Source organism: Gilliamella apicola (assembly GCF_000599985.1).
Lineage (GTDB): Bacteria > Pseudomonadota > Gammaproteobacteria > Enterobacterales > Orbaceae > Gilliamella > Gilliamella apicola.
On record NZ_CP007445.1, the window covers coordinates 2,622,761 to 2,635,860 of the forward strand.

The following is a 13,100-nucleotide window of genomic DNA, read 5'->3' on the forward strand; positions in this document are numbered from 1 at the left end:
CATCTAATAATTCATCTGTTTTTAACATTTTTTTCATTTTAGATGATTTTTTATTGACCTTCATTATAAATTTCTAGATTTTCTGATTCTTTAGTTGGTGTTAACTTAATCTTATCGCTTCTGTTTATTTCTAGTGAAGACAAATAATTATCATCAATACCATCGGTAATATATTTCCCATTAAAAACAGAGCACTCCAAATGTGTTATACTTGGATTTAGGATTTTAATTGAATCAATTAAATCAGAAAGATTTTGAAAAATAAGTTTATCAGCACCGATATCTTTAGCTATTTCATCAACTGTTCGATTATAAGCAATTAGTTCGCTTGCAACTGGCATATCAATACCGTAAACATTAGGGTACCTTATTTCTGGTGCAGCAGAAGCCAAATAAATTTTCTTGGCACCACACGAGCGAACCATTTCAAGAATCTTTTCAGATGTGGTACCACGTACAATTGAGTCATCAACTAGGAGAACATTTTTACCTTCAAATTCAATACGATTTGCATTGAGTTTTCTTCTTACAGAAAGTTTACGTGCAGTTTGTCCTGGCATAATGAATGTTCGACCGACATAACGATTTTTAACAAATCCTTGTCGATAAGGCTTATTTAATATTCTTGCGATTTCAAGTGCTGCATCACACGATGTTTCTGGAATAGGTATAACAACATCAATATCAACATCTTTCCATTCTTTTGCAATTTTTTGCCCAAGTTTTTGCCCCATTAAAATACGTGATTGATAAACAGAAACGCCATTCATCAATGAATCTGGTCTTGCAAAATAAACATATTCAAAAATACATGGGTAGTATTGAGGATTATCAGAACATTGCTTTGAATGTAATTGTCCATCTTGAGTAATATAAATCGCCTCGCCAGGTTCAACATCGCGCATAAATTCAAAATCAAGAATATCCAATGCTACACTTTCTGAGGCAACCATATATTCAATTTTTTGATTTTCTAAAATTCTTCTACCTATAACTAACGGACGAATTCCATAAGGATCACGAAAAGCAACCAAACCATGTCCTATAATCATTGCTACACAAGCATAGGCTCCCTTAATAATCGTATGTACATTATGAATTGCGGTAAAAATATTATCTGGGCTAAGAGGGTAAGTTGGAAATTTATCGAGTTCGCTGGCAAAAATGTTAAGTAAAACTTCTGAATCGGAATTAGTATTGATATGACGCCTAGCTAACTCAAAAACTTTATTACGCAGTTTATCGGTATTAGTTAAATTACCATTATGAGCAAGAGCAATGCCATAAGGTGAATTGACATAAAACGGTTGTGCTTCCGATGGACTGGAGCTTCCAGCTGTTGGATAACGAATATGACCAATTCCTAAATTACCTTGTAAACGCTGCATATGATGTTCTTGAAATACATCTTTAACTAAACCATTAGCTTTACGCATACGAAAGCGATTTTGATCATCAATAGTAACAATACCAGCAGCATCTTGTCCCCGATGTTGCAAAACAGTCAATGCATCATAAATTGATTGGTTAACTGTACTACTCCCTACAATACCTACAACACCACACATATAATAATTACCTCAAGCTTACTCAACTAAAAAAGATGATGAATTTTGGATATAATCAAAAAACCAACGAATAATAAAATGAAAATGAGGAATAAGCTGTGACTCTGTCCAATAAGGTGATTTTGATAACGAGGTAAAGGTATCAACTAAAAAGAGTAATGCTGCTACAACTAAAATACCACGCAGTACTCCAAAGCAGATACCTAAAACTCGATCAGTTCCTGACAAACCGGTTTTTTGAACTAATTGACCAATAACATAAGAGACAACAGAGCACACTAATAATGTAGCAAAAAAAAGGATGGTGATTGCTACTGCGATACGAATCATTTCATTTTCAAAGTAGGTCAAATATTGAGTTATATAAGTATAAAAATGACCTGCTATAAAAAAAGCTAAAACCCAACTAACAAGAGATAAAGCCTCTCGAATAAAACCTCGAATGATACTAACAGATGCTGAAAAAGCAATAATACCTATAATTGTAATATCAACCCAATTCATCATAATAATCCGTAATTTTATGTTAAAAAAATATTTTTATTACTACTAATCGTTGTAATTAAGCCAATTTTATCTTTGATATAAAAGACAATTCTTAATTAGTTACTATAATACCTTTCAATTTTGTCAAATTATCTAAATTAGTAATAATTTGCTCTGCTTGTTCCTTTTTTGCATACGGACCAACTTGTAACTTAATTAATTGATTCGGTTCTGGATTTTTAGGTATGAGCCTTACGTTATAATTATTTAATCTCAATAATGCAACGAGTTCTTCAATTTTTTGTTTATTTTTTAATGCTGTCAGTTGAATCATAAATGATTTAGATTCTTGCTCTGAAACTGAAACTTTAGGATCTGACCCATCATCATTTTCCGAAATATCATTTAATGTCAACGGGTTTGAATTTTGATCTACCCCCGAAATATATGAAGTATTAGGTATATTACTAGTATTGATATTATCAAATTCATCACCTGATTCATTAGATGAATTTATGAGTTTATTTTGTTGATTAACTATTTCTGGTTGTAAAATTGGGGTAGCTAAAGTTCGTTGCTTAGATTTATCTGTTAGAATCCATGGCGCTATTACAGCTAAAATTAACAATAATGTAGCAAAACCAACGAGTTGGTTTCTTATTCTATTTTGAATATTGCTGCTATTTTTTCTATTTTTCATCATGATTAATTATATTTAATCCGCTAATTTAGATAAAACATCAGATACAGTATGAAACGAACCACATACTATTATAATATCATCTTTTTTTGCATCATGTAGCGCCGCTTGATAAGCATCTAAAACATTATCAAAAGTTGATACATTAAACTTATTATCCTCTATTAAATATTGTTTTAAAACATTGCCACGACATCCTCGGTCGCCATAAAGTGAAGCACAATACCAAACATCTCCTTTCAATATAGACAAAGTACTTTTAATGTCTTTATCTTTGAGCATAGCAATAACAAATCTAATTTTACCTAAATGTTTTTTTTCTGCCTGCAATAATGTTAATTGTTTTGTTAGATAGTCAGCGGCATGAGGATTATGTGCAACATCAATTATTACAAGTGGGTCAGTTTTTATTGTCTGAAATCGTCCGACTAGACTTGAATTCAATAAACCTTCACTTATTTGTCTTGTTTCAATTTGGAGTGATGAATAACTCAAAGCTGCAATTGCTGTAGCAGCATTAGCTAACGGGACTTTAGGTATTGGTAAAGATTGATATTGATGTTGACTAGAATAAAAATCCCATCTATCTTTACTCTTTTGCTCATAAGACCAATCATGATTAATACAATAGATAGGGCAATTGACTGACTTAGCTGTATTTAAAATTGACATAGGGATATCTGGTTCACCCACGATAGCAATACTTTTAGACTTAAAGATACCAGCCTTCTCTCGACCTATACTTTCACGTGTACTACCTAAATAATCAACATGATCAATTCCTATTGTTGTCACAATTGCAACATCAGCATCGACAATATTAGTTGCATCAAGCCTACCGCCTAAACCGACTTCTAAAATAACGACATCCAATTTAGCTTGTTTAAATTGATACAGCGCAGCAAGTGTAGCATATTCAAAATAAGTAAGTGAAATTTCACCGCGCGCATTTTCTATTTGAATAAATGCATTTATCGTTTCTTGCTCTGTTGATTCTTGATTATCAATTCGCACTCTTTCTGTAAAACGTAATAAATGAGGAGAACTATAAACACCAACATGCAAATTAGCTGCAAGTAATATCATTTCAAGTGTTTTACAAGTTGTTCCTTTACCATTTGTGCCTGCAACCGTAAATATATAAGGTGCTGGTTGCAATAAATTAAGACGCTGAGCAACAGTTTTGACTCGTTCCAAACCAAGATCAATCGTTGAAGGATGTAGTTGTTCAAGATAACAAAGCCATGCTGATAAGTCAGACTGGGCATTAGGTTTTTCAACTTGCATGATTAGTTAAATTGTTTCATTATTGGTGGCATCATAAAAAGGTGCTGGAAGTTTCATTAATTTTGCGATTAAACCAGCAATTTTTGGTCGCATATCTTTGCGATGGATAATCATGTCAAGTGCGCCTTTCTCTAGTAGAAATTCACTACGTTGAAAGCCTTCAGGCAACGTTTCTCGAACTGTTTGTTGAATAACTCGAGGACCTGCAAAACCTATTAATGCTTTTGGTTCAGCAATATTAATATCACCGAGCATAGCTAAACTTGCTGATACACCACCCATTGTAGGATCTGTCATAACTGAAATATAAGGTAAACCTTCATCTTGCATTTTAGCCAAAATAGCACTCGTTTTTGCCATTTGCATTAATGAGAAGAGAGCTTCTTGCATTCGCGCACCGCCACTAGTTGAAAAACAGATCAATGGACACTTATCAGCAATAGCTTGTTCAGCAGCTCGAGTAAATAATGCTCCAACAACTGAAGACATTGAGCCTCCGATAAATGCAAACTCAAAACAAGCGACAACAACAGGAATACCAAGCAGTGTTCCTTTCATAACCACCATAGCTTCTTTTTCGCGGGTATCTTTTTGAGCAGCAGTTAATCGATCTTTATATTTTTTAGTATCTTTAAATTTTAAGATATCTTTGGGTGCTAGTTCTGCACCGATCTCAACATCTGAACCTTCATCTAAAAATCGGTATAATCTTACTCTTGCTGCAATATGCATGTGGTGATCACATTTTGGGCATACCTCTAAATTACGATCTAGTTCAGCTTGATAAATGACTTGCTCACAATTACTACATTTGGTCCAAACACCACCAGGAATGTTCGCCTTCTTATGATCTGACGATATATTATTTTTGCTTAGAATCTTCTCAATCCAGCTCATTATGATTCTCTCATTAGATACTCTTTAGAAATATTGGTCTATTGTATAATATTTTGGAATAATTCTTAATAGTTGTTTTAATTTTTCTCATTTTTGTAAAAAAATTTGAGGAAATGCATACGTTTGAGTATAAAATTAGTTACTAAACTCAAGAATAATGCCAATCGCCGATAAATAAATCATAAAAAGGCAATTAATTATTGAATTTTCCAACAAAATCTGATGATATTTAAAAAATATAATTAATATGACCTTAAAAAATTATTAGTATATAATTAGCCAAGGTTTGTTTTTCAATTTTTTACAATTAAGGGGTTTTAGATGGACAAGGAAAAAGCAAGTGCACCATCGTTTCAAGATGTATTAGAATACATTCGCCTATCACGTCGTTTAAACAAATTAAAACGCGAAATTTCAGATAATGAGAAAAAAATTCGCGATAACCAGAAACGTGTACTCTTACTTGAAAACCTAAGTGAATACATTAAACCAAATATGACGTATGAAGAACTTCAAGCTATTATTGCTAATATGAAAAGCGATTATGATGATCGAGTTGATGATTACATTATTAAAAATGCTGAAATATCTAAAGAGCGTCGCGATATCAGCAAAAAAATGCGCACTTATCGTTCGAATTAATTTTTGAATATATAACTCCCATAACTTTATCCATGGGAGTTATGTTTTATCAGTTAAATCATCCGCCCGAAAGTTTAACTTTAAAGCCTTTATCTTCTAACAACGACTTTAACAAATCTCGTTTATCGCCTTGAATTTCAATCGTTCTATCTTTAATAGACCCACCACACCCACAACGTTTTTTTAGTTCTCCAGCTAATTTGGACAATTGATTATCATCCAAATCAAAACCAGAAATAACACATACACCCTTGCCTTTACGGCCAGATGTCTGTCTTTGAATACGTATAAAACCGTCACCTTTAGGATGAGATATTTTTGCTTCTATTGGTTTAATTCGCCCTTGATCGGTCGAATAAACAAGAGGATTATCGGACATAGTTAAATTAACTCTTACTTAAATCAAGGGTGGATAAAATAGATTGTAGTGCTTTAGCAGGATCTTCTGCTTTAGTAATTGGCCTACCAATGACTAAATAATCGGAACCAGCCGCTTGAGCGCGTTGTGGTGTCATAATACGACGCTGATCATCAGGGCCTGAGCCTAAAGGACGGATTCCTGGCGTGACCAATTTAAAATTACTACCAAGTCTAGTTCTAAAACTTTGTACTTCTTTCGCTGAGCAAACAACACCGTCAAGTCCACAGTTTTTGGCGAGTATAGCTAATTTAGTCGCTTGTTCTAAAGGTGAAACATTAATACCAATATCTTTAAGATCTGCCGCTTCCATACTCGTTAATACTGTTACCGCAATTAAAAGTGGTGCATCTTTACCATAAGGATAAAGTGCATCTTTTGCAGCCTCCATCATACGAATTCCACCACTAGCATGAACATTAGTCATCCAAACACCTAAATCAGCCGCCACTGCTACTGCCTTAGCCACGGTATTTGGAATATCATGAAATTTAAGATCTAAAAAAATTTCAAAGCCTTTATTCATAATCTGTTTTATAAATTCAGGTCCAGCATGAGTAAACAATTCCTTACCAATTTTTAAACGACAATCTTTCGGATCAACCCGATCAATAAAATTCCAAGCTGACTTAACATCAGCAAAATCAACAGCAACAATAATTGGTGATGACATAACTCATTTATCCCTTTTTATCTTAAATTTTATCTATCTTTTTTGTACAAATTCATTTAAATCGTTATAAAATATTCGTGCGCTTTCTTTATAACCTTTCAAAGTTTGATGAACTAAATCTGGGCGAGCTAAACCGCGTTTACGCCACTCTTTAATCGCAAATTTACCTCCCATAGCCTTTTGCCAATCCCAAAATAATGTTTTTTCACTTCTAGCCACTTGTTTTTGAATATTCATTATTGCCGAAAATGATTTTGGTATATCTTTTTGATTGGCCATTGTATCAGGAGGTGTCATTATTAAAATAGCTGCATTGGGTAATGAATTACGAATGAGCCGTATATTATTAATCAAATTTTTTCGGTATGCATTGAGATCTAAAGTTTCATCAAAACTTTCATTGGTTCCATACTCAAGTATAATTAAATCACTCTTTGATAAAGATAGTTCTTTAAACCAACTTGGGCTCCATTTCTGCCATATAGCCTGCCTTGCCCCATTTGTAGCAATTGCTGAAACAATAACACCTGGTTGCTTATGACGAGTTAACCAAATACCTCCAAGTTCAACTGTACTTTGCCCTGTTATTTTTAGTGGCATTTTAGCAACAACAGATACACTTTGCCAAATATTGGCTTTAGGGACATAATCAAATTTAATTCGATTATTGTTAATATCATAAAGCCCAAATAAATTAGACGTATTTTTCAAAGGTTTAAAAATTAACTGAACTCGCCAATCAGTATTATAATCTGATTTTGGTTGAATCTGTAATACCGCATAATTTTGGTTAGGTCTAGCAATAAAGCCACCCATAGGGAAATCTCTATTACTCAGAGTTCTACTACTTAAAACGTCCCAATTTTTACTTTTCCAAGTCACTGCTGCATGACTCTGACCTTTTATCGCAATCGGTGTTATCCAACCAATACCAGCATCACCATATTTTTGCTGCATTAATGTTCTAAATTCGCCAGTAAAAAAATCAGCTGCGGTATGAGAATCACCAAATTGAGTTATATTAACAACATTATTTGCACTTTTATTGGTCATTAATGATTTTAATCGGGTAGCAAATTGCTTAGCATTTGGATCACCAAAATCAATAATTCCCGCTCCTGTAGTTGCTTCACTTTCAGCCACACTATATCCAAAAGTGAAAGTCACAAAAATAACAGTCAGAAAAGACTTTAAAAACTTATTCACTATGGACATCCTCTAATTTTTTGAAAATTATTTTTTCCATAATGGCTTTTGCCAGAATCCTTTGGCCTGAAGGTGTAAAATGAACACCATCATCAACCCTTACCTTGATTTTTTCTTTATTCGTTTCAATATAACTATTGAATTTTTCATATGAACAACCGAGTAATTCATTAGTTGTTAGAAAATGTTGTTGAGTTTTTTCAAGCTCTGACTGATATAATTTATTAAGATAAACCATACCATCATTTAGTTTTTGCTTACGCATACAAGGTGGTGCAAGCCAAAGAACTTGTATACTATGTTTTTGGACATGCTCTAAAATACTGGCAATACGTAAACGATACTGTTTTTCCCATAGTTTAGATTTAAATCTTGCATTTGTTGCATAGCCTTTGACAGGAAAATCCCATGGATCGTTAGCACCTAAAAAAACGACAAGTAATTTTATTGAAGGATCTTCAGATAGTTTATCATTAATCGTTTTTGGCCAATCAAAAGCTTTAGGATAACTTAGTCCAGTACTACGTTTACTTAAATCAATGCTTTCAATTTTATATTGTTTGAATAGCATTTTTTTAACATATGGTGCAACACCTTGCATTAAAGAGTCACCAGCAAAAAAAACTTTATCATTTTGAGTCAATACAATTGGTATTGGCTCAGCAACTAATGATACGTCATCAGGCAAAACCTCTGGTTGATCATTTCGATCTATCGGTGTCACTTGAGTTTCACTTGTCTTAACTTCTGTAGATGATTGTGGAACTTTTTGATTAACTTTCCCGTCAGCTTCAATTTTATCTTCAGTATTGCTTATTGTTCCTTGCTTTGTTTCTGGCTGAATAATTTTTGATTTAGGTAATTCTACAGATATTTCGTCTCTAAATATTTTTAAAATATCTTCTGTTGATTCTTGTTTATCTTCCTCTGAATCTAGTTTAGCCTCTTTTGAATTTTGTTTACCTTCTTTTGAATCTAATTTATTTTCGTTTAAATTTAGCTTATCATCTTTTGAATTTACTTTATCTTCTTTTGAACTTTGCTTAGCATCTTTTGAATCCAGTTTTTCTTTGTTTAAATTTAGCTTATCCTCTTTTGAATTTTGTTTACCTTCTTTTGAATCTAATTTATTTTCGTTTAAATTTAGCTTATCCTCTTTTGAATTTTGTTTACCTTCTTTTGAATCTAATTTATTTTCGTTTAAACTTAGTTTATCTTCCTTTGATTCTAATTGACGTTCTTCAATGGTCTCTAAAGACTTAATAGATTCATCAGATAAATTAGTAATATTTTTTTCAGTAAGAACAAAATTATTTTGAGAGTCGGTAATGCCTTCGCTTGCATCTTTGTCGAACTCTTCAGATGAGACATCCTGAGCAAACGTATCGGAATCCAATAGGTCTGAATGATAAGTTTGTTGCCAATAAATTAGTATTGATTTGTAATAAATTGCCATCAATACAATCGCTGTCAAAAGTAAAATCACACAAATATAACGAGCGGATAAAGTACTTCTAACAATTTCAGAAATAACATTATTTTTAACAAATTTTCTTGAACGCTTGAAAGTCCCTTTATTCAAAGCATTAGGACATTGCCATTTCAAATTCAAGTAAGCTTTTTTCTTATTTTTCGAAAACGATTTTTTATATTCCATAATGAGTTATCATCATAATCAAAAGTTAGCATAAATAAAGTTTGGCACACCAGAGGGTGCAATATATATTGTCAACCACAATACTGAAATAAAAATAATAGGTAAGTAAATTAGATTTATTCTACTTATTAGTAAAGTAAACCAATCTGGAATATTTTTTAATATCGGATAAATAAAAAATACTAAGTAGATACTTAACAAAGTTACAGTATATTTTGGTTCAATCAAAAAGTTGTGTGTTAATGCGGTTAAATAATCTAATGCATCAGGCAAACTTTCACAGTTAAAAAATAGCCATGAAAAACACACGTAATGCCAAGTTAGAAATCTAGCTAATGTAGGTGAACGCTCAGTTATCCAACCACGACCAAAATAACGTTCACTAATATTGAGCATCATAATACCAAATCCGTGACATGCCCCCCAAATAATAAAATTAATTCCAGCCCCATGCCATAACCCCGATAATAGCATTGCCAGCATCACATTAATTTGCGTACGAACAAACCCTTTTCGATTACCACCAAGAGGAATATAGATATAATCACGAATCCAATGCGATAAACTAATATGCCAACGGCTCCAAAATTCCCGTAAATTACAGGCTAAATAAGGGAAGTTAAAATTAGTGGGTAAACGGAAACCTAATAAAAGAGCCATACCAGTAACTAAATCAGTATAACCTGAAAAATTTAAGTAGATTTGAATTGAATAACCATAAAGTCCTACTAACAAATCAATAATACTGAACTCTAAAGGATTAGCAAAAATTGGAGTAACCCAGTTTTCACTTATTATTCCGCCTAAACAATAAACTTTAATTACAGATAAAATTATTAAAGTAAATGCTCTAAACGGTTGTAAAATCTTGCGAGGATGTCGAGTAGTTATTTGAGGAAGAAAGTCCTTAGCACGATTAACTGGACCGGCAATAACACTCGGAAAAAAAGATAAAAACAGTGCAAAATCCCAAAATTTAGCTACAGGTAATTCACTTTTTTTAACTGAGACGATATAGCTAACTGAATGAAGAGTATAAAATGAGATTCCAATAGGAATAAGTACTGTTACAACTGGTAGTGCGATTGGTATATGGAGGAAGTTAAATAAGGCCTGCAACTCATAGCGAAAGAAATCAAAATATTTAAACAACGACAAATTAGCTATTGATAAACATAACGCCCAAATTAACCACCGATTATCATTTTCATCTGACTGGGCAATCATAATTGAGAAAAAATAAATTACGCAGGTATAAATAAAAAGAATTAGCGCAAACTGCAAGCTAAAACTGGCAACAATAAGATAACTTGATACTAAAAGTAATTTATTTTGTAATTTAGGAAAAAGACGATATCGCCAATATAACGCAAAAAAAACGATAAAGATTAGTCCAAATTCAATAGATAAATAACTCACTGCATTCCTTTTTATATAAACATATATCGAACCTGAAAGTTCTTTAGAAAGTATATTAACGCATTAATCACTAATCATCTCAGATTGAGCTAGCACATTATAAACAATTAATTCTTTATTTAGCCCTGTTACAGACAATAATAAACGTCTAGCCTGCAACCATAATTCATACAGTGCAGAAATTTTTTCATTGCTATTAGTTGCTAATAATCTTACTAATGGTACTTGATCACGATTAACAATAAAACGACCAGCTCTTTGTTTTGCCTTTAATGCATCGCTTAATAAAGAACAAAACCAAATAATACATTCGATAAATTCTTCATTTTCGAATGTTTTTGCAAGTTGCCAATAATCATTCTGAGGTACAACGCGTAATAAATGGTCACAAAATGCCTTTCTTTGTTGCCACTTTTCTGGTTTTAATAAAGCTAGTGCTGCTAATGGCGCATTTTCGCTCAATAATAGCGCAGAGGCAAGCTCATTATCGCTACATTGCTGACTATGTCTCTTTTTTAACCATTCAATAGAGTATTCCAATTTAGGTACTGATAAAAAATAAGAAAAACAACGACTATGAATTGTTGGTAATAAATGGCTATTATGCTCATCACTTAAAATAAAGTAGGTATTTTCTGGAGGCTCTTCTAATGTTTTAAGTAATGCATTAGCTGCGGCTTCTGTCATTAAAGCGGCCCGCTTAATCCAAATAACTTTATTGCCACCTTGTTGGGATTTTTCGTACACTTTAGTGGTAATTTTTCGAATTTGATCAATACCAATAGATTGTTTATCTTGTTCATTCGTTATGATGTAAAAATCTGGGTGATGATGGGACATAAATAACTTACAACTGTGGCAACTTGAACAAGGTTCTAATTGCTGTGCAGACAAACATAATAAACGATTAGCTACCATATTAATGAATTTATCTTCACCACTTCCTTGCACGTAATTAATCAATAACGCATGATGAGTTTTTTTATGTATAATTCCTTCAGCAAATTGTTGATAAGGCGATATCAGCCAAGGGTAATCATTTAAAATCATACATTAGTAACCTGTTGTGTTAACCATGTTGTTAGGATCTGTTCAATTTGCATTGTCACCTGACTGATTGATTTAGATGCATCAATGGTAAAAATGGTTTCATCTTGATTTGCTAGTTCTAAATAACGCTGACGAATTCGCTCAAAAAAAGGTAATGATTGTTGTTCAATACGATCGAGTTCTCCTCTTTCCCTAGCTCGCATTAAACCAATTTGTGGTTCAATATCTAAATATAACGTTAAATCGGGCTTAAAATTACCTAAAACTTGTTCTTTTAATGTGGCGATAAAAACTTTATCTAACTGGCGACCACCACCTTGATAAGCTTGAGTTGATAAATCATGCCTATCACCAATAACCCATTTACCAGCATTCAGTGCAGGCTTAATTACATTATCAATCAATTGAATGCGAGCAGCATATAACATCAGTAATTCGGCTTTATCCGTCAAAGGTTCATCATCTAAACCATTTTTAATAAGATTACGTAATGCTTCAGCAATTGGTGTACCACCTGGCTCACGAGTAAATTGTAAATCGCAAATATGATATTGATTCAAAATACGAGCAACAGTATTGATTGCTGTCGTTTTCCCCGCACCTTCAAGACCTTCAATGACAATAAATTTGCCTGTCATGCTAAATTCCTAAACTATTTATGATGACCATATGTTTAATATTGCACTATTGTAAGCTATTTTTAATAAATATTTTAGAAGAACTCAAATTTACCTTTAATCGTCTTCTTTAAGAAAGAGCATAACTTGATATGTATTACAATTTTCTATTTTAATATCCATAATAAATAAGAAAAATCTACCATAATCTATGCTTTTAACGCAAATAATCTCAAAAACCTATTAAAAACATATTATTCCCTATAACAAATTATCGATAAGTATAAAGATATTAGACAAAAATTAAATCTACTTTTACACCTTATTGTGTTTTCCAATACCATCATTGCAACAAGTTATTGAAGATCTTTGTGATATAAAAACTATTTTAACTAATTATAATCAAATCATTGTGTTGTTATTGAACAAGAAGGTATCCAATACTAACAGAAAGACAAGCTTTTTTAGATAAACCGCTAA

General features: G+C 32.4%; 13 protein-coding genes. 1 reads left to right on the forward strand and 12 read right to left on the reverse strand.

Annotated features, from left to right (window positions below; genetic code table 11):
* Nucleotides 1-50: 50 nt before the first annotated feature.
* The 5 genes from purF to accD all read right to left on the reverse strand — a co-directional run bounded on the left by purF (nucleotide 51) and on the right by accD (nucleotide 4,938).
* Entirely contained in the window at nucleotides 51-1,568 is a 1,518-nt protein-coding gene (gene purF / locus GAPWK_RS11725; RefSeq protein WP_025316415.1) for an amidophosphoribosyltransferase, read from the reverse strand.
* A gap of 18 nt (nucleotides 1,569-1,586) precedes the next feature.
* A complete protein-coding gene (locus GAPWK_RS11730) occupies nucleotides 1,587-2,072 on the reverse strand; it encodes a CvpA family protein (protein WP_025316416.1) in 486 nt (161 codons plus the stop codon).
* Between the two features lie 94 nt (nucleotides 2,073-2,166).
* The gene (locus tag GAPWK_RS14330) at nucleotides 2,167-2,754 is read right to left on the reverse strand and encodes an SPOR domain-containing protein (protein WP_158413605.1); all 588 of its coding nucleotides are present in this window, start codon (nucleotides 2,752-2,754) and stop codon (nucleotides 2,167-2,169) included.
* Between the two features lie 15 nt (nucleotides 2,755-2,769).
* Nucleotides 2,770-4,044 (reverse strand): bifunctional tetrahydrofolate synthase/dihydrofolate synthase, encoded by a 1,275-nt coding sequence (folC, locus tag GAPWK_RS11740; RefSeq protein WP_086271836.1) that lies wholly within the window; start codon nucleotides 4,042-4,044, stop codon nucleotides 2,770-2,772.
* Nucleotides 4,045-4,047: 3 nt separating this feature from the next.
* The gene (gene accD, locus GAPWK_RS11745) at nucleotides 4,048-4,938 is read right to left on the reverse strand and encodes an acetyl-CoA carboxylase, carboxyltransferase subunit beta (protein WP_025316419.1); all 891 of its coding nucleotides are present in this window, start codon (nucleotides 4,936-4,938) and stop codon (nucleotides 4,048-4,050) included.
* 321 nt (nucleotides 4,939-5,259) lie between these two features.
* Here accD and tmaR point away from each other — a divergent pair, with 321 nt between their 5' ends.
* Nucleotides 5,260-5,580, forward strand: coding sequence for a PTS system regulator TmaR (gene tmaR, locus GAPWK_RS11750; protein WP_025316420.1), 321 nt, complete (start codon nucleotides 5,260-5,262; stop codon nucleotides 5,578-5,580).
* A gap of 58 nt (nucleotides 5,581-5,638) precedes the next feature.
* Here tmaR and yciH read toward each other — a convergent pair whose 3' ends face one another.
* From yciH to tmk, 7 genes are all read right to left on the reverse strand, one after another.
* A complete protein-coding gene (yciH, locus tag GAPWK_RS11755) occupies nucleotides 5,639-5,959 on the reverse strand; it encodes a stress response translation initiation inhibitor YciH (protein WP_025316421.1) in 321 nt (106 codons plus the stop codon).
* A 7-nt stretch (nucleotides 5,960-5,966) separates the two neighbouring features.
* Complete coding sequence (gene pyrF, locus GAPWK_RS11760; protein ID WP_025316422.1) at nucleotides 5,967-6,671, reverse strand: orotidine-5'-phosphate decarboxylase; 705 nt, start codon at nucleotides 6,669-6,671, stop codon at nucleotides 5,967-5,969.
* A 33-nt stretch (nucleotides 6,672-6,704) separates the two neighbouring features.
* Nucleotides 6,705-7,877 (reverse strand): GDSL-type esterase/lipase family protein, encoded by a 1,173-nt coding sequence (locus tag GAPWK_RS11765; protein WP_025316423.1) that lies wholly within the window; start codon nucleotides 7,875-7,877, stop codon nucleotides 6,705-6,707.
* On the reverse strand, nucleotides 7,870-9,534 hold the full coding sequence (locus GAPWK_RS14335) for a DUF459 domain-containing protein (RefSeq protein WP_025316424.1): 1,665 nt from the start codon (nucleotides 9,532-9,534) through the stop codon (nucleotides 7,870-7,872). Before GAPWK_RS14335 ends, GAPWK_RS11765 begins: the two co-directional genes overlap by 8 nt.
* An 18-nt stretch (nucleotides 9,535-9,552) precedes the next feature.
* Complete coding sequence (locus GAPWK_RS11775; protein ID WP_025316425.1) at nucleotides 9,553-10,953, reverse strand: MBOAT family O-acyltransferase; 1,401 nt, start codon at nucleotides 10,951-10,953, stop codon at nucleotides 9,553-9,555.
* 63 nt (nucleotides 10,954-11,016) lie between these two features.
* A complete protein-coding gene (gene holB / locus GAPWK_RS11780) occupies nucleotides 11,017-12,003 on the reverse strand; it encodes a DNA polymerase III subunit delta' (RefSeq protein ID WP_025316426.1) in 987 nt (328 codons plus the stop codon).
* Nucleotides 12,000-12,641 (reverse strand): dTMP kinase, encoded by a 642-nt coding sequence (tmk, locus tag GAPWK_RS11785; RefSeq protein WP_025316427.1) that lies wholly within the window; start codon nucleotides 12,639-12,641, stop codon nucleotides 12,000-12,002. Before tmk ends, holB begins: the two co-directional genes overlap by 4 nt.
* Nucleotides 12,642-13,100: the final 459 nt, after the last annotated feature.